This is a genomic window from Streptomyces sp. bgisy159, from assembly GCF_965341775.1.
Taxonomy (GTDB): Bacteria; Actinomycetota; Actinomycetes; order Streptomycetales; family Streptomycetaceae; genus Streptomyces.
Genome location: NZ_CBDQZH010000037.1, coordinates 52,011 through 71,396 on the forward strand (window position 1 = coordinate 52,011; position 19,386 = coordinate 71,396).

The following is a 19,386-nucleotide window of genomic DNA, read 5'->3' on the forward strand; positions in this document are numbered from 1 at the left end:
ACGACGATGTTCCATCCCAGACGCACCCTGAAGGCCCTGCTGGTACCCCTCACCGCCGGGCTCGCCCTCACCGCCCTGCCCGCGCAGACCGCCCGGGCCGCGACCACCCTCACCAACGGCGGGTTCGAGTCCGACGGCACCGGCACCGCCGCACCGGCCGGCTGGTCCACGTACTCGGCGGCCGGGCAGAACTCCGCCTCCTTCACCGAGGCCGGCGGCCACAGCGGCGGCTACCGCCTCAGCCACTGGTCGTCCTCCGCCTACAAGGTGGAGACCTGGCAGTACCTGTCCGGACTGGCCAACGGCGACTACCGGCTCACCGCATGGGTCCGCTCCGGCGGCGGTCAGAAGGCCGCCTACATAGCGCTGAAGAACTGCGGGGGCACCGAGCGGCGCACCGACCTGCCCGTCTCGGCGAGCGGGTGGATACATGTCGTCGTGCCGGTCAGGGTGACCAACAACCAATGCACCATCAGCATCAACAGTGACGCCGGCGCGGGGAACTGGATCAATGTCGACGACCTGGCCTTCACGGCCGGCACATCGGGTACGTCGATCCACGGCGCCGACATCTCCTCCCTCGCCAAGAGCGAGGCCGAGGGCGGCGTGTACCGCACCGCCGGCGGCACCAGCGGCGACGCGGTCACCATCCTGAGGAACGCCGGCATGAACTACGCACGGCTGAAGGTCTGGGTCGACCCGGCCGACGGCTACAACGACAAGGCGCACGTCCTCGCCGTCGCCAGACGCGTCAAGGCGGCCGGCATGAGACTGCTGGTCGACTTCCACTACTCGGACGCCTGGGCGGACCCCGGCAAGCAGACCAAGCCCGCCGCGTGGGCCGGGCACACCTACAGCCGGCTCAGGACGGACGTGTACACCCACACGTACGACGTGCTGAACGCCCTCAAGGCGCAGGGCACCACCGCCGACATGGTCCAGGTCGGCAACGAGATCAACGGCGGCATGCTGTGGAACGAGGGCTCCACCGCCAACTGGTCCCAGCTCGCCGGACTCCTCAACAGCGGATACGACGCCGTCAAGGCGGTCGACGCGTCCACCACGGTCGCCCTGCACCTCGCCGAGGGCGGCGATCCGGCCGGCACCCGCCGGTGGTTCGACAACGCGGTCGCGAGCGGCGTGCGGTTCGACGCGATCGGCCTGTCGTACTACGGCTACTGGCACGGCTCGCTGTACGACTTCCAGACCACCCTGGACGACGCGGCCGCCCGCTACGGCAAGCCCGTGTTCGTCGCCGAGACGGCCTACCCCTTCCGCCTCGACAGCGACGACCCGCTGGTCAACCAGATCGACACCACCGGTGAACTGGTCCCCGGCTACCCGGCCACGGTCGCCGGTCAGACCAGGTGGATGAACGACGTCGCGAGCATCGTGGAGGCCGTCCCCAACGGCCGCGGCCTCGGCGTCTTCTACTGGGAGGCCACCTGGACCGCGGTCACCGGCAACGGCTGGGACCCCGCCGACGCCTCCTCCGGCAACGGCTGGGAGAACCAGGCCCTGTTCGGCTTCGATGACAAGGCGCTGCCCTCCACGTCGTGGTTCCGCCACCGCTGACCCGACCCGCGGGGGCCCGGCCGCGCCACACCAGGACCACACCGGGCGGCCGGGCCCTCGCCGCGTCTCCAGACGGCGTTCGGCCGGCCCGCCGCGCCCGCGGACCCGGCAACGGCGTTCGGTTCCCGGCCGAAGGTGCGCCCAGCGCGCGACAGCCCGGCCTCGGATCCGGAAAAGTGGGAAGAACGCGGAACAAGAAGGACCCCGGCGGAGGGAACCGAAGGGGGCGGCGATGGCGAGGACTCCCGCCGGCGGGCGGCGCCTGGACATCCTGGAATGGCTGAAGGAACCGGACCGGCACTTCCCGGCGCAGCGCCACGGCGACCCGGCGACCGACGGCGTCACGGCCGGGGCCGTCGCCGCCCGGCTCGGTGTCCACCGCCGCGTGGCGCGCTCCCATCTCGCCCTCCTCGCCGACCTGGGCCTGCTGCGCACCAAGCGCATCCGCCACCGCACCTTCTACCGACGCGACGAGCCGCGCATCGCCGAGGTGTCCCGGCTGTTCCAGGAGGGGTGGTAGCGCCACCCGGCCGCCCGTCGATGCGGACGGGAACCCGTGCCGAACCATGTCCGGAAAACCCTGCGAAGTCGTGGCAGACCGCCGCACCGGACACATCCGGCTGCGACGACGACCGCCTCGGACAGGAAGGCCCGCCGATGGACCGTCCCGCGCCCCCGGCGCCGCTCCGCTACGTCACCCTCCCCGGCACCGCCCCGAGGACGCCGTCGTGGAGCCCAGAGGGCGTGTGCTGACCGGGGTGGCCGACGGACGGATCCCGCGCGTCGACGGTCCGGACGCTCCGCCCTCGGCCCGCGTCGAGTGCGTCGCCGAGATCGGCGGGCGTCCGCTCGGCCCGGACCTGTGCCCCGACGGGGAATTCCTGGTCCGCGACGGCCACGGCGGACTGCCGGCCGTCGACCCCGGCAGCCCGGTGAGACGGCGTTACGCTGGTGCCCGGCCGTGATCACCCGCCGACGGGCGGGGCGGGGCGGCCGGGCAGGAGACGTACGACCGATGACAGCGCAGGAAACCGGGAGCCCGCCGACGGCCGCCCCGCGGCGGCCCGCCCGCCGGGAGCAGCTGCCCGTCGTCGCCGCCGTCGCCCTCGGCGGCGGTCTCGGTGCCACGGCGCGATACGCGGCGGCCCAGTGGTGGCCCACCACCGCCGGCGGTTTCCCGTGGACCACGCTCTGGGTGAACGTCGCCGGGTGCGCGATGATCGGCGTCTTCCTGGTGCTGCTCACGGAGGTGCTCTCCGCCCACCGCCTGCTGCGGCCGTTCTTCGGCACCGGGGTGCTCGGCGGGTTCACCACCTTCTCCACCTACGCCGTCGACGCGCGCCACCTGTTCGACACGGGCCACCCGCTCACCGCGCCGGCCTACCTCGCGGCGACCCTGCTCGCGGCCCTCGCGGCGGTCTGGCTGGCGGCCACCGCGACCCGCCGCGCCCTGATCCGGAGGCGGCGATGACGCGACTGACCGGACGTGCCCTGCGCCTGACCGTGTTCGTCGGCGAGAACGACACCGTCCACCACAGACCGCTGTACGCCGAGATCGTGCACCGCGCCCACGCGGCCGGCCTGGCCGGAGCCAGTGTCTTCCGCGGCATCGAGGGGTTCGGCGCCTCCTCGCGGGTGCACACCTCCCGGCTGCTCTCCCTCAGCGAGGACCTGCCGGTGGCCGTCGTCGTCGTGGACACCGAGGACCGGGTCCGCGCCTTCCTGCCCCAGCTCGACGAACTCGTCACCGAAGGTCTGGTGACCCTCGAGGCGTGCGAGGTGATCCGGTACACCGGCCGCGGGGAATCCGGCACATCGGACACGAAGGGTAAGAAGTGGTTGTGAACTGGCTGGTGGTCGCCGCGGGCGGCATGGTCGGCGCCCCGCTCCGCTATCTCACCGACCGCGCGGTGCAGAGCCGTCACGACTCGGTCTTCCCCTGGGGCACGTTCACCGTGAACGTCACCGGCTGCCTCGTCCTCGGGCTGCTCGCCGGCGCCGCCCCCGCGAGCGCCGACCTGCGGCTCTTCCTGGGCACCGGGCTGTGCGGGGCGCTGACGACGTACTCGACGTTCTCGTACGAGACGCTGCGGCTGGCGGAGACCGGGGCCGGACTGCAGGCCGCCGTCAACGCCGTGGGGAGCGTGCTGGCCGGGCTCACGGCCGCCTTCGCGGGAGTGTGGCTGGGCCGGACGGTGTGGGGTTAGGGGCCCGCGGGGCCCCCGGTGGCCGCCGGTTCCGGCCGGCGCTCGTACCGGCGCCTGGTAGGACGGTCTCCCGCACGTTCCGCCAACCGAACCCGAACAGGACCCCATGAGCGCCATCTCCGTCGGCCAGGCCGTCGTCCTCGGAGCCGTAGAGGGAGTGACCGAGTTCCTCCCCGTCTCCTCCACCGGCCATCTGAAGATCACCGAGGGCCTGATGGGAATCCAGGTCGACGACGACGCCGTCGTCGGGTTCTCGGCCGTCATCCAGGTCGGCGCCATCGCCGCCGTGCTGGTGTACTTCTCCAAGGACATCGCGCGGATCGTCTCCGCCTGGTTCCGCGGCCTGCGCGACAAGGAGGAGCGCTACCACCACGACTACAAGTTCGCCTGGTGGGTGATCTACGCCACCCTCCCGATCGTCGTCGTCGGACTGGCCGCCAAGCCGCTCATCGAGGGCCCGCTGGCCTCGCTGTGGGTGGTGGCGGGCTCGCTGATCGCCGGCTCCGGCGTGATGTGGGCGGCCGACCGGATGGGACGGCACAAGCGCGGCGAGGACGACACCTCGCTGAAGGACGCGATGCTGGTCGGCGGCTCCCAGATCCTCGCCCTCCTCTTCCCCGGCTTCTCCCGCTCCGGCGCCACCATGTCCACCGCGCTCATGCTCGACCTCGACCGGGTCGCCGCCACCCGCCTGTCCTTCTTCCTCGGCATCCCCGCCCTCACCGGGGCCGGGATCTACGAGCTCAAGGACGCCCTCGGCACCGGCGCGGGCGCCCTCCCGCTGGCCGTCGGCACGGCCGTGTCCTTCGCCGTCGCCTACGCCTCCATCGCCTGGCTGCTGAAGTTCGTCGCCAAGCACTCCTTCAACGCCTTCGTGGTCTACCGGATCGTCGTCGGCGTGCTGCTCCTGGGCCTGCTGGCGACCGGCACGCTCGACGGCTGACCGCTGGCCGCCCGGCGGGTGTGCGGTGCCGCCGTCCACCGCACACCCGCCGGGGTTCGTCCTCCGCCCGCCTTGACACGACCGGCCGATGGGCCCGACCATCACTTCCGTGAACCTGTCAGACAGCCAGACAGGTGGGAGCGGCCCGCGGCGCGTCAGCGCCATGGAAGCGGTCCTCACCCACCTCCGCGGCGCCATCGAGCGCGGCGACTACGCCGTGGGCGACAAGCTCCCCTCCGAGGCCGAGCTCTGCCGCACCCTCGAGGTATCCCGGCCCGTCCTGCGGGAGGCCCTGCGTGCCCTGCAGGCCATGGGCCTCACGGTCGCCAAGACCGGCAAGGGCACCTTCGTGATCGCGAACACCGTCGAGGACCCCACCTTCGGCGACTACGCGGCCAGCGACCTGCTGGAGGTCCGCCGCCACATCGAGATACCGGTCGCGGGCTACGCGGCCGTGCGGCGCACCCAGGAGGACCTCGACCACATCAAGCACCTGCTGGACCGGATGGAGCGGGAGACCGACACCACCGCGTGGGTGGCCATGGACACCCTGTTCCACCTCGCCGTCGCCGAAGCCTCCCAGAACCCGGTCTTCCGCCGGGTCATCGAGGAGATCCGGGACGCGCTGGCCCGCCAGTCCGCCTTCCTCAACGAGGTCGGCGGCCGTCGCGACCGGGGTCACCGCGAGCACGTGGCGATCTACGAGGCGCTGCTCGACGGCAGTGAGCGGGACGCGGTGGAGGCCATGGCCTTCCACCTCGACGGGGTCGCGACGACCCTCACCACGATCGTGCGCGCGGCCCGCCCCGGACTCCCCGCGGAAGGCGGCCCCCGGTCATGAGCGGGCAGCACTCGCACAGCGGTCCGCAGAAACGTTCCGGCTGATGATGCCGACGGCGGCGCCGGACGCACCACCGTGCCCTGCCCGCCGCACCACCGCCCCCGAGGCGGGCGCGTGAACCGCGCGCCGGCCGCCACCCACCCACCAGTGATCAGGCAGTGATGTTCAGCAGCTTCCCGGCGGACCCCCCCGCGATCCGCGAACCCCTCCACGCCCCCGTCGCCCAGCTCGTCCGCGACGGCGTGACCGAGGGCATCCACTACGGCTCCGTCGTCGTCCTCGGCGGCGACGGGCAGGTCGAGTTCCAGCTCGGCGACATCGAGGCGGCCTTCTACCCGCGCTCCGCCCTCAAACCGGTGCAGGCGGTCGCCATGGTGCGGGCCGGACTGCCGCTCGACGGCGAACTGCTCTCCCTCGCCGCCGCCAGCCACTCCGGCGAGGAACGCCACCTCGCCGGCACCCGGCGGATCCTGGAGCTGGCCGGCGCCACCGAGGACGACCTGCGCAACGTCGTCGACCTGCCGTACGACCCGGTGGTGCGCGACGCCTGGGTGCGGGCGGGCGCGCTGCCCTCCCGGCTCGCCCAGAACTGCTCCGGCAAACACGCCGCCATGCTGTACACCTGCCGCCTCAACGGCTGGCCCCTGGACGGCTACCTCGACCCCGGGCACCCGCTGCAGAAGACCGTCGCCGAGACCGTCGAGGACCTCACCGGCCAGCGGATCGCCCGGGTGAGCGTCGACGGCTGCGGCGCGCCCCTGTTCTCCGTCTCCCTGCACGGCCTGGCCCGTGCGGCCGCCCGGATCACCACCGCCGCCGGCGGCACCCCGCAGGCCCGGGTGGCCGACGCGATGCGTGAGCACGCCGAGATGGCCTCCGGCTCCGGCCGCGACGTCGCCGCGCTGATGCGGGCCGTGCCCGGCCTGCTCGCCAAGGACGGCTTCGAGGGTGTCGAGGTCGCCGCCCTCCCCGACGGGCGGGCGGTCGCCGTCAAGATCTCCGACGGGGCGAACCGGGCCCGCATACCCGTGGCCGCCGCCGCGCTGGCCCGGGCCGGCGTCGACCCGGAGCTGCTCACCGAGTTCGCGGGCGAGCCCCTGCTCGGCGGGGGCGAACCGGTGGGCCGCATGCGTCCCGTGCGGGCGCTCGACCCGGTCGCCTCGCCCGCCCGCGCTTAGGCCGCCACCCCACCTCGCCCTCCCGCGCGCAGGCCGCCGCCTCACCTCGCGCCCGCGGGGAGGGCCGTCCCACCTCGCGCCCGCGCCCCGCGCGGGGCCCTCACCCTCACCCCTCGGAAAGAGGATCCGTACGCCATGACCGCCGCCACCCGCCGCGAACACGACCTGCTCGGGGACCGTGACGTCCCCGCCGACGCCTACTGGGGCGTGCACACCCTGCGGGCCACCGAGAACTTCCCCATCACCGGCACCCCCATCTCCACGTACCCGCACCTGATCACCGCCCTCGCCGCCGTCAAGGAGGCCGCCGCCCTCGCCAACGAGGAGCTGGGGCTGCTGCCGTCCGCGAAGGCCGCCGCGATCGTCGCCGCCTGCCGGGAGATACGCGCGGGCGACCTGCACGACCAGTTCGTCGTCGACGTCATCCAGGGCGGCGCCGGCACCTCGACGAACATGAACGCCAACGAGGTCGTCGCCAACCGGGCGCTGGAGCTGCTGGGCCACGCCAAGGGCGAGTACCGGTTCCTGCACCCCAACGAGGACGTCAACCTCGGCCAGTCCACCAACGACGTCTACCCGACCGCCGTCAAGGTCGCGACGGTCTTCGCGGTACGGGAACTGCTCAGGGCGATGGCCGTGCTGCAGGACGCGTTCGCCGGCAAAGCCGTCGAGTTCCGCGACGTGCTCAAGATGGGCCGCACACAGTTGCAGGACGCCGTCCCCATGACGCTCGGTCAGGAGTTCTCCGCGTTCGCCGTCATGATCGGCGAGGACCGGTCCCGTCTCGACGAGGCGGTCGAGCTGATCCACGAGATCAACCTCGGCGCCACCGCCATCGGCACCGGCCTCAACGCCCCCGCCGGCTACGCCGAGGCGGCCCGCCGCCACCTGGCCGACATCACCGGCCTGCCCCTGGTCACGGCCGCCAACCTGGTCGAGGCCACCCAGGACTGCGGCGCGTTCGTCCAGATGTCCGGCGTGCTCAAGCGGATCGCCGTCAAGCTCTCCAAGAGCTGCAACGACCTGCGCCTGCTCTCCTCCGGGCCGCGCGCCGGCCTCGGCGAGATCAACCTGCCGCCCGTCCAGGCCGGTTCGTCGATCATGCCCGGCAAGGTCAACCCCGTCGTCCCCGAGGTCGTCAACCAGGTCGCCTTCGAGGTGATCGGCAACGACGTCACCATCACCATGGCCGCGGAGGCCGGCCAGCTCCAGCTCAACGCCTTCGAGCCGGTCATCCTGCACTCCTTGTCCGAGTCCCTCACCCATCTGCGCGCCGCCTGCCTGACCCTCGCCGAGCGCTGCGTCTGCGGCATCACCGCCAACACCGAGATGCTGCGCGCCGGGGTCGAGAACTCCATCGGCCTGGTCACCGCCCTCAACCCGCACATCGGCTACGAGGCCGCCACCGCCATCGCCAAGGAGGCCCTGGCCAGTGGCCGCGGAGTGGCCGAACTCGTCCTGGAGAAGGGGCTGCTGCCGGCCGAGCGCCTGGCGGTCCTGCTGCGCCCCGAGGTGCTCGCGGGCAGCGGTCCCGTGACGGTCGTCTGACCCGGGCGACGCGTCCCGGCGCACCCCGCGTACGACGGACCCTGCGCCCCGCGCCGGGCCGACACGCGGGGTGACGTCACCCCCAGGGCTGAAGCGTCACGCACGGGACACGGCCGCCCCGGCCACGCCCTGACGCGCGGCGCCGCCGCGTGGCCAGCACGCGGAAGGCGACCCAAGACATGCCTGATTGGACGGCACGGCGACCCTCCGCGACCCCGGCGAGCCGGTCGATCGGGGGTGCGGCATGATGACGATCATGTCGTCGCAATTCCAGCCCGTCCTCGACCGCATCCTCCGGGAGATCGAAGGCACCCCGGGACGCGGCCACCCCGCCGACTACATCCCGGCGCTCGCCGCCCGCGACCCGCGCCGCTTCGGCATGGCGGTCGCGGATCCGGACGGCACGGTGTACGGCGTGGGGGACTGGCGGGAGCCGTTCTCCGCGCAGTCCATCACCAAGGTCTTCACCCTCGCCCTCGACCTGGCCATCGAGGGCGACGAACTCTGGGAGCACGTGGGCCGGGAGCCCTCCGGCAACCGGTTCAACTCGCTGGTGCAGCTGGAGTACGAGAACGGCATCCCGCGCAACCCCTTCATCAACGCGGGCGCGCTCGTCGTCACCGACCGCCTGCACACCCGCAGCGGTGACGCGGCCGGTGAACTCCTGGCCTTCCTGCGCGCCGAGAGCGGCAACCCCGGCCTCGGCATCGACCGGGAGGTCGCCGCCTCCGAGACCGCGCACGGCGACCGCAACGCGGCGCTCGCCCACTTCATGGCGTCCTACGGCAACATCGACAACGACGTGCCGACCCTGCTCGACCAGTACTTCCGCCAGTGCTCGATCACCGCCTCCTGTGCCGACCTCGCCCTGGCCACCGGCTTCCTCGCCCGGCACGGCATCCGCGCCGACGGCTCCCGGCTGCTCACCCGCAGCCAGGCCAAGCAGATCAACGCGATCATGCTGACCTGCGGCACCTACGACGCGGCCGGCGACTTCGCCTACCGGGTCGGCCTGCCCGGCAAGAGCGGGGTCGGCGGCGGCATCATCGCCGTCGTCCCGGGCCGCTGCACGCTGTGCGTGTGGTGCCCGGGCCTCGACGAGCGCGGCAACTCGGTGGCCGGTGTCGCGGCCCTGGACCGCTTCACGACGCTGACCGGACTGTCCGTCTTCTGAACCCGCGGAATCCGCCGAAACCGGCCGGCCCGTAAAACGGTTGTCTCCGCGGCCGGTCCGCGGTGAGGATCTCGCGCATGTTCTCGCGCAGGAAACACCGCCCCCAGCACCCCGACGTCCTCAAGGCCTGGCAGTGCCTCGACGCGGGGGACGTCCCCGGAGCCCTGCGGCAGCTGCGCACCGGCGCCGACGACCTGCCGCTCCCGGAGGTCGCGCTGGTCGTCGCCCGCGCCGCCGCCACGGCCGGTTTCGACGACCTTCGGGACGCCGCCACCGCCGTGAGCGCCGCCCCCGACCGGGTGCGGGCCCTCTACGACTACGGGTACGCCTGCGTCGAACGCGGCGTCCACCACCTCGCCGTCCCCGCCCTGCGCGAGGCGCTGAACCGGAGCGGGGGCGCCCTGCCGGTGCTGCGCGAGCTGATCTCGGCGTACGAGGGCGAGGAACGCCACCGGGAGGCCGTCGACGCGCTCCTCGCGCACGAGTCCGGCCTCGCCGACTGGCCGGACGGCTATCTGCTGGTCTTCAACGCGGTCATGGCGGGCGACCTGCCCCTGGCCCGCCGTCGGCACGCCCTGCTGCCGGACCCGGACGAGGAGATGTGGCAGCCCGCGCGCGACCGCCAGAACCGCATGCTGAGCCGGGCCGCGGCCGCCGAGGCCGTGACCGCGCTGGACCCGGAGGACCTGCGCGGCTGGCAGTACGTGATCGGGGGCACCGTCCTCGGCACCCTCTCCCCGTACGGCTACGCCTCGGGCATGGCCGGCCGGTACGCGTTCCTGCAGGACACCCACGAGCAGTGCCTGCGCGGGCTGCTGCGGCTGAAGTCCGTCCTGGCGGCGGCCGAGCTGCGCCCGGCCTCGGTGTCGCTGCTGCCCGACCGCGGCAGCCGTATCCTCGGCCATGCGGCCGCCGAGGTGCTCGGCCTGCCCGCCCTGCCGTTCGCACCGGAGCGCGAGGACACCGTCGTCGTCGCCCACGACCTGAACGAACTGGCCGGGCACGACGAGGGCCCGCGGATCACCGGGCAGCTCTTCCACCGCGCCCCCGGCCAGGTGCTGCACGAGCACGCCGGCTGCTGGACCGATCCGCCGGCCGTCACCCCGGACAGCGTCACCCTGCTGCACCAGGCCGTGATGGCCCCGTGGAGCGGCGGCCTGCGGCAGACGGCCGACGGCGGGGTGGCGCCTGGCGAACCCGACGTCCGCCCCGAGGCCGACATCGCCGCGGACATCCTGGCCGCCGACCCGGCGCCCGACGACGGGGACGGAGACACCCCGGCCGACCCGGACAGCCGGCTCACCGCCTTCGTCACCGCGATCCGCCCCACCTGGCTGTACGGCGACCGTGCGGCCCTGAAGACGGCGGGTCCGGTGCGCAGTGGCCGTTTCGGGTGAGGCGGGACCTGCGGTTCACCCGCGGACCGGGCAGGTGCGTCGTCCGGCCTTCCGGCGGTGCCCGTGCTGCCCGGCCGACAGGTGACCCCGTGGAACCGGAGGCGTCCACGAGCTGCCTGCGCGGGCCCGGCCCGTCGGCTCACCCGTCGGCCGGGCGGCGGGTGAGGAGGTGCAGGGCGAGTGCCACGGCCGCCGCGCCGGCCACGGCAGCGGCCGCGGCCAGCAGCGCGGTCGGCAGCCCCAGCTCCGCGCCGGCCGGCTTCGGCACGGCCACCGGCGCCGTCTGCGGACCGGGGCGCGGCCGGGCCCGTAGCGCGTCGAGTGAGCCCACCGGGTCCACCCGGCCGGCTGCCGCGAACCCCCAGTCGAGCAGCTCCCGCGCCTCCTCGTACACCGCGTAGCCGCCGCCCTCCTGCGGATTCATCACCGTCACGACCAGCGTGCGCCCCTCGCGCCGGGCGGCGGCCACCAGCGTGTTGCCCGCCTTGCTGGTGTAACCGTTCTTGATGCCGATCAGCCCCGGGTAACGGGCGACACCGCTCCCGCCGGTCAGCAGCCGGTTGGTGTTGGCGATCGGGTACGACCCCCCGTCCCGCCCGGGGAACCTGGCCTCGGCGGTGCCGCAGTAGCGCGCGAAGTCGGCGTTGCGCAGCCCCGCCCGCCCGAACACCGCCAGGTCGTACGCCGACGACACCTGCCCGGGGGCGTCGTAGCCGTCGGGCGACACCACCCGGGTGTCCAGCGCACCCAGCGCGCGCGCCTTGTCCTGCATGAGCCGGGCCGTCGTGCGCCAGCCGCCGTTGAGCCTGGCGAGCACGTGCACGGCGTCGTTGCCGGACGCGAGGAACACCCCGCGCCACAGGTCGGCGACCGTGTACGAGCGGTCCTCGGCGACGCCGACGAGGCTGCTGCCCGCCCCGATGCCGGCGAGTTCCTTCTCGGTGACCCGGTGCCGGATGCCGGCCGGCAGGGCCGGCAGCACGGTCAGGGCGAACAGGGTCTTCAGGGTGCTCGCGGGCGGCAGCCGGCGGTGCGCGTTCCCAGCCGCCAGCACCGCCCCCGAGCCCGCGTCGGCCACCAGCCACGACAGCGCGGAGACGTCCGGGACCCGCGGGGCGCCCGGGCGGGGACGGACCTGCGTGCCGGTGCGGTGGAGCAGCGCCGGCGCGGGGGTGGCGCCCGCCCGGCCCCCGGGCGCGCCCGGGTCGGGCCGGACGGGGTGTGCGGCCGCGGCCGGGCCCAGCGCCAGCACCCCCGTCGCGCACACCGCGCAGGCCGACGTGACGGCGCGTGAGGAGAATCCGATCGTCATACCGCCAACGTAGGAAGGATCCCGCTCTTCCTCGTGCTGACCGTGCCGGGCGGCGCCGCGGCGAGGGGTCACCGTCAGCCGAACAGCGGACGGCCGGGTGCCAGGGCGGCCGCGATGCGCGACGCCACCTCCTGCGCGGTGTTGCCGGCGGGCGACGACGGTCCGGCGGTCGTCGCGACCGCGATCGCCAGGCCCTTTCCCGGCAGGTAGGCCATCACCTCGCCGTAGCCGTTGAACAGCGGGTTCTGGAACACCCAGCCGTTCCTGACGACCATGCCGAGCCCGTAGTGCGACTCCTCGGTCTGCGGCCGGCACACGTCGGCCGGGCAGGTGTCCGTGGGGCCGCCCGTGCCGACGGTGCCGGGGTTCAGCAGGGTGGCGTACGACCGTGGCGAGATCAGCTCGCCCGACCCGATGGCGCGGGCCGAACGGGCCATGTCGCACACGGTCGAAGTCAGCACCGCCCCGGGCGCGATCGTCCAGGACGGGTTCCAGAAGGTGGACTCCTCGTAGCGGCCGCGCTCGGAGGTGAAGGCGTGCAGCACCGGCCGGGGCATCTCGGGTGTGAAGCCGTTGCGGGTCCCGCGAAGTCCCAGCGGGCGGATGATCCGCTCCCGGAGCAGCCGGTCCAGCCGGGTACCGGTGATCTGCTCCAGGGCGGCGCCCAGGAGCACGAAGTTGGCGTGCGAGTAGTTCCAGTTGGTGCCGGGCTCGTACCACAGCGGCTCGCCGGTCGAGAGGGCGACGAGTTCTCGGGGGGTCCACCGGCGGAACGGGTCGGCGTCGAGGGCGGCGAGGAAGCCGGGGTCGGTCACGTAGTCGTACAGGCCCGAGGTGGAGCTGCCGAGCATCCGCAGCGTGATCGCGTCGCCGTGCGGCAGCGAGGGCAGCCACCGGGACACCGGCTCGTCGAGACCGACCCGCTTCTCGTCCGCCAACTGCAGCAGGACGGTGGTCAGATAACCGATGGCCACCCCGCCGGCCCGGAAGCGCATGTCGGCCGTGGCGGGGACGCCGGTCATCGACTCGCCGTCGGCCATGGTGACGATCTCGCGCCCGTGCACGGTCACCTCGGCCAGCACGGCGTTGAGCTCGAGGTCGTCGCGTGTCTCCCGCACGATGTCCGCGACCTTCCGAGCCTGCCCGTGGGTCGGGTCGGGCGTGGCCGCGCAGGCGGGCCTCGGACGGGCCGGGGGCGCGGCGAGCGCGGGGGCACCGCTCAGCAGGAGGGAGAGCAGCACGGCGGCGGACAGCCAGGTCTTGCGGGTACGTGTCATGCAGGAACTGTGGGGCGCGCCGAGGACGCCGGCGGTCCAGCCACACCCGCAAGCCCCCGGATGGCGGACACGGTTCGGATCCGGGCGCGCTCGTGCGGTCCGGCGCCGACGTCGGCGTCAGTCGCAGGGCAGGGCCGGCCGGACCTGGCGGACGAGGGCCGCGTTGTCGGGCGTCGCCCGCATCCGTTCCAGCAGGGTCGTCAGGCCGCCGTGTCCGTCCCGGGCGCCGAGCGCCCGGCGCAGTGCCCCCACGGCGGCCGCCTCCGCCGGGGAGAGCAGCAGTTCCTCGCGGCGCGAGCCGGACGCGGCGAGGTCGACGGCGGGAAAGATCCGGTGGGCGGCGGGCCCCCGGTCCAGGCGGAGTTCCATGTTGCCGGTGCTCTTCAGCTCCTCGAAGAAGAAGTCGTCGGCGCGGGAGCCGGTCTCGACCAGGGCGGTGGCGAGGATCGTCAGGGAGCCACCCTCCTCGGCGGCCCGCGCGGCGCCGAAGAACCGCTTGGGGCCGATCAGCGCGGTCGCGTCGACGCCGCCGCTGAGCGTACGGCCCCCGGCGGCGGCCGCGTTGTTGTGCGCCCGGCACAGCCGGGTCAGGGAGTCGAGCAGGACGACGACGTCCTCGCCGGCCTCCACGAGCCGCTTGGCCCGCTCGACGACCAGGTCGGCGAGGGCGATGTGGTGCCGGGGCGAGCGGTCGAAGGTGGAGGCGTACACCTCGCCGCGCACCGAGCGGCGCATGTCGGTGACTTCCTCGGGGCGTTCGTCCAGCAGCACGACCATCAGCCGGCACGTGGGATGGTTCCCGGCGACGGCCGCCGCGATCTGTTGCAGCAGTACCGTCTTGCCGGTCTTGGGCGGGGCGACGATCAGCCCGCGCTGCCCCTTGCCGACGGGAGCGATCAGGTCGGTGAGGCGCCCGGCGAGACCGGCCGCCGGGTGTTCCAGGCGCAGCCGCTCGCTCGGGTGGATCGGGGTGAGGTCCGGGCGGCGGCGCCGGGCGACGGGCCGCCTCCCCTCGACCAGCGTGATGTCGGTCAGCGCGGACCGGTCGCCGCGCACGCCGGTCACCAGGTCGCCCGCGCGCAGGTGGTGACGGCGGATCAGCGCGGCCGAGACCGAGGGATCGCCGGGGGAGGGCAGCAGGTCCGGGCCGCGCAGCCACCCCTTCCCGCCGCCGTCGACGTCGAGGACGCCGGTGACGAGCCGGGCGGAGGACTGCTGGGCCGGGGGACGTTCGAGACTGGTGGTCATGGGAGGCGGTCCTTTCGAGGACGGCGGCATGGGACGTGCGGGAAGAAGACGGGGGAGGGGAGAGGCCGCGAGGGCGCCGGGACGGCACAGCCCGGATGTCCCGGACGCCTGCCTGGCGAGCGGCGGAGGAACGCCTGCGCACACCGCCCGAAGTGACGGGGCGTGAAGGCGGCGCGGAGAGAGGAAAGGCACCGGGGCCCACGACGGGGCTCGACACAAGTGCGGAGTCCACCTTACCTCATTGGCCCCGGTTCTGTCGGGATGTTCGGCCATCGATTACTGTCGCGGCATGTCGACGCCGCCTCAGCCTCCGCAGCCGCCCGTCCCGCCCTCGGGCTCGCAGCCAGGTCAGCCACCCGCCTCGCAGCCGGGCGTCCCCGCCGGGAACCCGCCCGCGCCGAGCGCCTACCCCTACCCCGACCCGCAGTCCCCGGCGGGCTACCCGCCGCCCGCGGGCGCCCCGGCGCAGAACTTCTACGGCCAGCCCACCATGATCGGTCAGCCCGGTCAGCCCGGTCAGCCCGGTCAGCCCGGTCAGCCGCCGGTGGCCAACCCGTACGCCCAGCCCGGCGCGTATCCGGAGGTGCTCGGCTCACCGGCCGGTGGAGGCCGAGGCGGAGCCGGACGGGCCGTGCTGTGGGCGGCCGTCGGCGCGGTGGTGGCGTCCGCGGCCTGGGCGGGCGGCGTCTTCCTGCTCGGCGGCGGCATCAAGGGCGGTGACGCGGACCTGCGCGGCTACCAGGCGCCCGAGAACCTCTGCACCGCCGGGGACTACGCGTCGTTCAAGAAGGAGTACCCCAAGGACGACGACACCCCGCAGGCCCACTCGGTGAAGGACCCCGCCGTCGACACCAGCCGGTGCAGCCTCAGTCTGGAGACGGAGGGCACGGACTCCCAGGACGGGTACCTCTCCGTCGACGTTGCCCTGCACAAGGAGACCGACCCGGGGCCCGAGTTCACCGCGTCGTGGAAGAACTACGACAAGATGTACTCGGACTACGACGTGACCGAGGTGGAGGGCATCGGTGACGAGGCCTACCTGGTCGCCGACGGCTCCGGCACCTCCTCCCGGTACTCGGTGCTCGCCGTGCGGGACGGCTGGGTGACGTACACGATGAGCTTCAGCGCCTTCTCCTCGTACAGCGCGGACGACGACAGCGAACCGCCCACGGCGGACGAGATAGCCGAGTGGCTCAAGACGGATACTCGGGCCACCCTGGACAAGCTGCGCAAGTGACGGCCGGCCGGCGCCTTGCCCTAGGCTGAGGCGGATGTTCAGCCCTGAAGGCCCCAGCCTGCGTGAACTCGCCGTCCAGGCACTGTCGTCGGTCGAGCACGGCTACGACCTGCTCGCTCCGAAGTTCGACCACACCCCCTTCCGCACCCCGGACTCCGTGCTCGACGCCGTCGCGGCCGCGCTGGCCCGCACCGGCACCTGGGAGGACGGGCTCGACCTGTGCTGCGGCACCGGCGCCGGGATCGGTGTGCTCGCCCAGGTGTGCCGGCGCCGCGTGACCGGGGTGGACTTCAGCGCCGGGATGCTCGCCGAGGCCGCCCGGCGCACCGGCGTCCCGCAGGACGGGCCGCGGGTGTCCTGGGTCCGGGCGGACGCCCGTGTGCTGCCGTTCGCCTCCGCCTTCGATCTCGTCGTCAGCTTCGGCGCGTTCGGCCACTTCCTGCCCCGCGAACTGCCGGGCCTGTTCACCCAGGTGCGCGCCGCGCTGCGGCCGGGCGGCACGTTGGCCTTCCCCGTGCTCGCCCCGCCGCGCCCGGCCACGCCCGCGTTCTGGATGCTGCTCGGCTTCGACGCCGTGATGCGGGTGCGCAACGCGCTGTGGCGGCCCCCGTTCGTCATGTACTACCGGGCCTTCCGGCTGGGCGACGTGCGGCGGGAGCTGGAGCGCGCCGGGTTCCGGGTGGGTCTGCAGGCCCTGCCCGAGTTCGGTCTGCGGCGGGACGGCAGCCCCCGTGTGCGCCTGGTCACGGCGGTGCGGGTCGGCTGACCGTCAGCCGGCCGACGGCAGCGTGAACTCGTAGACCAGCGGCTCCCGCCGGGCGTCCAGCACCAGGTCGGTGATCTCCAGCGGCCGGTCGTACTGGTCGTGCACGCGCCGGGTGACCCGCACCGAGGGCGGGTCTCCGAACGGGGTGATGCTGTCCCGGTGGTGCAGGGTGAGGCCGGCCCGGCGCATCCAGTCGTAGGCGCGCCGCAGTTCGGGGCAGCCGGCCGAGGGGGCGCGGTCGCGGTAGCGCGCCAGTTCCTCCACCTCGGCGAGCGCGACGGCGGAGAACGACGACAGTGCCGTACGGCGGGCGCGGCCGTCCGCTCCGGCCGACTCGTAGCGGTGGACGAGCGTCGGCCGGTGCGGGGCGAGGCCCAGCGCCTCGGCGTGCGCGGGCGGGGGTGTCTCCCAGCTGACGGCGGTCCGGTCCACGGCGTTCGGCTCCGCCTGCCGGGCGCCGACCGGAAAGGTCGGCGCGGCCGGGGTCTCGGCGGGCGGGCCGGTGAGCGCCGCATGGCTGCCCCGCCGGTCGGTGGCGACCAGTCCGTCGCGGCGCAGCACCTCCAGGGCCTGCCGTACGGTCTCCCGGCTCACCGCGAAGTGCTCGGCCAACTGCCGTTCCCCCGGCAGGCGTTCGCCGGGCGGAATGGTGCCGTCGCGCAGCTCGCCGAGCAGTTGGGTGGCGACCCTCCAGTAGAGGGGCTGGGGGCGTTGGGGGGTGGTGCGGGCCATGCCGCGCCTCCTGTGTGATGACGTACCGTGGCCGTGCGGGCTCATTGCGCCACCACATCTAGCATTGGTCTAAACCAATAGGGAAGGGCGGTCGGCTCGATCGGCCGAAACCGGACGCCGCCGCGCCCTTCCCCGGCCCAACTCCGTCGTCACAGCCGGGGGCCCAGCCAGCGCAGCTTGGCCGCCTCGTGGTAGGGGCCGCCGCCCTCGTGGTCGTTGAAGTCGTAGACCTCGATCGCCTTGTCGTCGTGCGCCCAGGCGTTGTAGGCGGCGAACACGGTCGACGGCGGGCACGTCTGGTCCTCCAGTGCCACGGAGAAGAGCGCCGGGGAGGAGCCCCGGGCGGCGAAGTGGACGCCGTCGAAGTAGGAGAGCGTGCGCAGGGCGTCCGCGGTGCGGCCCCGGTGCGTCTTGAGGAACAGCCCGATCTCGCGGTAGGGGTGGCGGTCGGTGAGCGTCGCGGCGCGCGGGAAGTCGCACAGGAAGGGTACGTCCGGCGCGATCCCCGCCAGATCGGGCACCAGGCCGCCGACGGCGATGGTGATGCCGCCGCCCTGGCTGCCGCCCACCGCCACCGTGCGCGAGGAGTCGGTCAGCGGGTGCGAACGGGCCGCCTCCACGGCGCGCACCGCGTCGGTGAACACCCGGCGGTAGTAGTAGTTCTCGGGCGCGTCCAGGCCGCGCGTCATGAAGCCGGGGTACGACGGTGCGCCGCCCACCGGGTCCGCCGTACCGCCGCCACCGCCCCAGGTGCTGCCCTGGCCCCGGGTGTCCATGACGAAGTGGGCGCGGCCCGACGAGGCCCACAGCAGGTGCTCGTGCGCCAGCCCGCGCCCGCCGCCGTATCCCACGAACTCCACCACCAGCGGCAGTGGTCCGTCGGCCGTCGCCGGAAGCGTCAGCCAGCCCTTGACGGGATGGCCGCCGAAGCCGGAGAACGTCACGTCGAACACCTGGACGGTGGTCAGTGGGGTGTCGACCGGCTCGAAACGGGCGTCGAGGTCGTGCTCGCGCGCCTCCTGAAGGGTCTTCGCCCAGAACGCGTCGAAGTCCTCCGGTGCGGTGGACCCGCTGCGGTACTCGCGGAGCTCGTCGAGGGGCAGATCGAACAGGGCCATGCGGGACCGCCTTTTTGTCAATGAGGCATACGAATGATCACACCGTACGTGCGGGCGAGAGCGCTTTCCAGACCCTGCCCGTCTGTCGGGCGCTTCCGGCCCGGGCGTCCGTCACGCGTCCCGCCGGGTCCACAGCGGCTCCGTGCGGGCCCAGTCCCGCTCCCACTCGGCGAGCCGGCGCCGCAGCGCCGCCCGGCGCACCGCCGCGTGTCCGAGCAGGACCGCGCCGGCCGAGCCGATCGCCGCGCACGTGCCGACGGTCAGCGTGTGCTGCCAGACGGTGGTGGCGCCCCGCGGCGGCGGCACTGCGTGACCACTGTCGTCGAGCCACACCGTCACCCGGTCCCCGGCCGCCGTACCGGTCGGCACCCGGGCCGTCGCCGTCCGCTCTCCCACGCCGGGCTCCGCCCAGCGCACCGTCACCGGGTACGTCCGCTGCCGGCCGGCCGCCACGGTCGGCAGCGCCTCGGGCGGCCGTCCGACCACCTGCGCGCTGACCCGGTGCCGCTCGGCTCGCTGCTCGGCCGTCATGGACCGCGCCTCCTGATGAGCCCACAGTCCGCTCAGGGCACCGGCCAGCGGCGCACCCACCATCAGCAGGACGGCCGCCACCAGCGCCGTCCACGTCTCCACCACGTCCGACCGGCGCCGCAGCGGGTAGCCCTGCCGCCGCCAGCACCGCACACGGGTACGCATGTCGACCTCCTCGCCGCACGCGGACGAGTGCCCACACAGGACGGCGTACCCCTTTCCGGGCCGCTCTCGCACGGCGGGGCGGCCCGGTCGCGGGGGGGGGGGGGGGGGTCGGGGAAGGGCAGGGCGCAGGGGGGGTC

20 protein-coding genes are annotated in these 19,386 nt (G+C 73.8%); 14 read left to right on the forward strand and 6 right to left on the reverse strand.

All coding sequences use genetic code 11. From position 1 onward, the window contains the following. Window positions 1-6 precede the first annotated feature (6 nt). From ACSLTV_RS27890 to ACSLTV_RS27945, 12 genes are all read left to right on the forward strand, one after another. Window positions 7-1,575: a glycoside hydrolase family 53 protein gene (locus ACSLTV_RS27890; RefSeq protein WP_432133410.1), complete on the forward strand. Its 1,569-nt coding sequence runs from the start codon at window positions 7-9 to the stop codon at window positions 1,573-1,575. A gap of 232 nt (window positions 1,576-1,807) precedes the next feature. Beyond that, the gene (locus ACSLTV_RS27895) at window positions 1,808-2,095 is read left to right on the forward strand and encodes an ArsR family transcriptional regulator (protein ID WP_432156736.1); all 288 of its coding nucleotides are present in this window, start codon (window positions 1,808-1,810) and stop codon (window positions 2,093-2,095) included. A gap of 208 nt (window positions 2,096-2,303) precedes the next feature. Next, entirely contained in the window at window positions 2,304-2,540 is a 237-nt protein-coding gene (locus ACSLTV_RS27900; protein WP_432156735.1) for a hypothetical protein, read from the forward strand. Window positions 2,541-2,590: 50 nt separating this feature from the next. Further along, window positions 2,591-3,046 carry a fluoride efflux transporter FluC gene (locus ACSLTV_RS27905; protein ID WP_432156734.1) on the forward strand — a complete coding sequence of 152 codons (456 nt, stop codon included), beginning with the start codon at window positions 2,591-2,593 and terminating at the stop codon, window positions 3,044-3,046. Next, window positions 3,043-3,420, forward strand: a complete 378-nt coding sequence (locus ACSLTV_RS27910) for a DUF190 domain-containing protein (RefSeq protein ID WP_432133406.1) — start codon at window positions 3,043-3,045, stop codon at window positions 3,418-3,420. Before ACSLTV_RS27905 ends, ACSLTV_RS27910 begins: the two co-directional genes overlap by 4 nt. Then, entirely contained in the window at window positions 3,417-3,782 is a 366-nt protein-coding gene (gene crcB / locus ACSLTV_RS27915; RefSeq protein WP_432133405.1) for a fluoride efflux transporter CrcB, read from the forward strand. The genes ACSLTV_RS27910 and crcB overlap by 4 nt, the downstream gene beginning before the upstream one ends. A 106-nt stretch (window positions 3,783-3,888) precedes the next feature. Beyond that, window positions 3,889-4,725 carry an undecaprenyl-diphosphate phosphatase gene (locus ACSLTV_RS27920; RefSeq protein WP_432133404.1) on the forward strand — a complete coding sequence of 279 codons (837 nt, stop codon included), beginning with the start codon at window positions 3,889-3,891 and terminating at the stop codon, window positions 4,723-4,725. Between the two features lie 163 nt (window positions 4,726-4,888). Next, window positions 4,889-5,566 carry a FadR/GntR family transcriptional regulator gene (locus tag ACSLTV_RS27925; RefSeq protein ID WP_432133722.1) on the forward strand — a complete coding sequence of 226 codons (678 nt, stop codon included), beginning with the start codon at window positions 4,889-4,891 and terminating at the stop codon, window positions 5,564-5,566. Window positions 5,567-5,727: 161 nt separating this feature from the next. Then, window positions 5,728-6,744 carry an asparaginase gene (locus ACSLTV_RS27930; protein WP_435613083.1) on the forward strand — a complete coding sequence of 339 codons (1,017 nt, stop codon included), beginning with the start codon at window positions 5,728-5,730 and terminating at the stop codon, window positions 6,742-6,744. Window positions 6,745-6,879: 135 nt separating this feature from the next. After that, entirely contained in the window at window positions 6,880-8,292 is a 1,413-nt protein-coding gene (gene aspA / locus ACSLTV_RS27935) for an aspartate ammonia-lyase (protein WP_432133402.1), read from the forward strand. 244 nt (window positions 8,293-8,536) lie between these two features. Beyond that, on the forward strand, window positions 8,537-9,466 hold the full coding sequence (locus ACSLTV_RS27940) for a glutaminase (RefSeq protein WP_435613084.1): 930 nt from the start codon (window positions 8,537-8,539) through the stop codon (window positions 9,464-9,466). A gap of 77 nt (window positions 9,467-9,543) precedes the next feature. After that, window positions 9,544-10,863 (forward strand): hypothetical protein, encoded by a 1,320-nt coding sequence (locus ACSLTV_RS27945; protein ID WP_435613085.1) that lies wholly within the window; start codon window positions 9,544-9,546, stop codon window positions 10,861-10,863. Window positions 10,864-11,002: 139 nt separating this feature from the next. Here the strand turns inward: ACSLTV_RS27945 and ACSLTV_RS27950 are convergent, their stop codons facing one another. From ACSLTV_RS27950 to rho, 3 genes are all read right to left on the reverse strand, one after another. Continuing rightward, window positions 11,003-12,175 carry a D-alanyl-D-alanine carboxypeptidase family protein gene (locus ACSLTV_RS27950; protein WP_432133399.1) on the reverse strand — a complete coding sequence of 391 codons (1,173 nt, stop codon included), beginning with the start codon at window positions 12,173-12,175 and terminating at the stop codon, window positions 11,003-11,005. A 74-nt stretch (window positions 12,176-12,249) separates the two neighbouring features. Then, entirely contained in the window at window positions 12,250-13,452 is a 1,203-nt protein-coding gene (locus tag ACSLTV_RS27955; protein WP_432133398.1) for a serine hydrolase domain-containing protein, read from the reverse strand. A gap of 117 nt (window positions 13,453-13,569) precedes the next feature. Further along, window positions 13,570-14,700 carry a transcription termination factor Rho gene (rho, locus tag ACSLTV_RS27960; RefSeq protein WP_435613086.1) on the reverse strand — a complete coding sequence of 377 codons (1,131 nt, stop codon included), beginning with the start codon at window positions 14,698-14,700 and terminating at the stop codon, window positions 13,570-13,572. Between the two features lie 289 nt (window positions 14,701-14,989). Between rho and ACSLTV_RS27965 the strand changes: the two genes are divergently transcribed. Continuing rightward, entirely contained in the window at window positions 14,990-15,937 is a 948-nt protein-coding gene (locus ACSLTV_RS27965; protein WP_435613087.1) for a hypothetical protein, read from the forward strand. 34 nt (window positions 15,938-15,971) lie between these two features. Further along, window positions 15,972-16,703: a class I SAM-dependent methyltransferase gene (locus ACSLTV_RS27970; RefSeq protein WP_432156728.1), complete on the forward strand. Its 732-nt coding sequence runs from the start codon at window positions 15,972-15,974 to the stop codon at window positions 16,701-16,703. Window positions 16,704-16,706: 3 nt separating this feature from the next. On the opposite strand, the gene ACSLTV_RS27975 is transcribed toward ACSLTV_RS27970, so the two are convergent. The 3 genes from ACSLTV_RS27975 to ACSLTV_RS27985 form a co-directional block, all read right to left on the reverse strand. Then, window positions 16,707-17,435: a GntR family transcriptional regulator gene (locus tag ACSLTV_RS27975; protein WP_432156727.1), complete on the reverse strand. Its 729-nt coding sequence runs from the start codon at window positions 17,433-17,435 to the stop codon at window positions 16,707-16,709. 149 nt (window positions 17,436-17,584) lie between these two features. Further along, window positions 17,585-18,553 (reverse strand): acetylxylan esterase, encoded by a 969-nt coding sequence (locus ACSLTV_RS27980; RefSeq protein ID WP_435613088.1) that lies wholly within the window; start codon window positions 18,551-18,553, stop codon window positions 17,585-17,587. Window positions 18,554-18,664: 111 nt separating this feature from the next. Continuing rightward, window positions 18,665-19,249 carry an Rv1733c family protein gene (locus ACSLTV_RS27985; RefSeq protein WP_432133392.1) on the reverse strand — a complete coding sequence of 195 codons (585 nt, stop codon included), beginning with the start codon at window positions 19,247-19,249 and terminating at the stop codon, window positions 18,665-18,667. Between the last annotated feature and the right edge of the window lie 137 nt (window positions 19,250-19,386).

Coding starts and splice junctions, on each gene's coding strand:
- ACSLTV_RS27980 (WP_435613088.1), bottom strand. CDS start 18,553: ATGGCCCTGTTCGATCTGCCCCTCGACGAGCTCCGCGAGTACCGCAGC.
- ACSLTV_RS27985 (WP_432133392.1), bottom strand. CDS start 19,249: ATGCGTACCCGTGTGCGGTGCTGGCGGCGGCAGGGCTACCCGCTGCGG.
- ACSLTV_RS27905 (WP_432156734.1), top strand. CDS start 2,591: ATGACAGCGCAGGAAACCGGGAGCCCGCCGACGGCCGCCCCGCGGCGG.
- rho (WP_435613086.1), bottom strand. CDS start 14,700: ATGACCACCAGTCTCGAACGTCCCCCGGCCCAGCAGTCCTCCGCCCGG.
- ACSLTV_RS27920 (WP_432133404.1), top strand. CDS start 3,889: ATGAGCGCCATCTCCGTCGGCCAGGCCGTCGTCCTCGGAGCCGTAGAG.
- ACSLTV_RS27910 (WP_432133406.1), top strand. CDS start 3,043: ATGACGCGACTGACCGGACGTGCCCTGCGCCTGACCGTGTTCGTCGGC.
- ACSLTV_RS27945 (WP_435613085.1), top strand. CDS start 9,544: ATGTTCTCGCGCAGGAAACACCGCCCCCAGCACCCCGACGTCCTCAAG.
- ACSLTV_RS27950 (WP_432133399.1), bottom strand. CDS start 12,175: ATGACGATCGGATTCTCCTCACGCGCCGTCACGTCGGCCTGCGCGGTG.
- ACSLTV_RS27955 (WP_432133398.1), bottom strand. CDS start 13,452: ATGACACGTACCCGCAAGACCTGGCTGTCCGCCGCCGTGCTGCTCTCC.
- ACSLTV_RS27890 (WP_432133410.1), top strand. CDS start 7: ATGTTCCATCCCAGACGCACCCTGAAGGCCCTGCTGGTACCCCTCACC.
- aspA (WP_432133402.1), top strand. CDS start 6,880: ATGACCGCCGCCACCCGCCGCGAACACGACCTGCTCGGGGACCGTGAC.
- ACSLTV_RS27940 (WP_435613084.1), top strand. CDS start 8,537: ATGATGACGATCATGTCGTCGCAATTCCAGCCCGTCCTCGACCGCATC.
- ACSLTV_RS27975 (WP_432156727.1), bottom strand. CDS start 17,435: ATGGCCCGCACCACCCCCCAACGCCCCCAGCCCCTCTACTGGAGGGTC.
- ACSLTV_RS27965 (WP_435613087.1), top strand. CDS start 14,990: ATGTCGACGCCGCCTCAGCCTCCGCAGCCGCCCGTCCCGCCCTCGGGC.
- ACSLTV_RS27930 (WP_435613083.1), top strand. CDS start 5,728: ATGTTCAGCAGCTTCCCGGCGGACCCCCCCGCGATCCGCGAACCCCTC.
- ACSLTV_RS27895 (WP_432156736.1), top strand. CDS start 1,808: ATGGCGAGGACTCCCGCCGGCGGGCGGCGCCTGGACATCCTGGAATGG.
- ACSLTV_RS27970 (WP_432156728.1), top strand. CDS start 15,972: ATGTTCAGCCCTGAAGGCCCCAGCCTGCGTGAACTCGCCGTCCAGGCA.
- ACSLTV_RS27925 (WP_432133722.1), top strand. CDS start 4,889: ATGGAAGCGGTCCTCACCCACCTCCGCGGCGCCATCGAGCGCGGCGAC.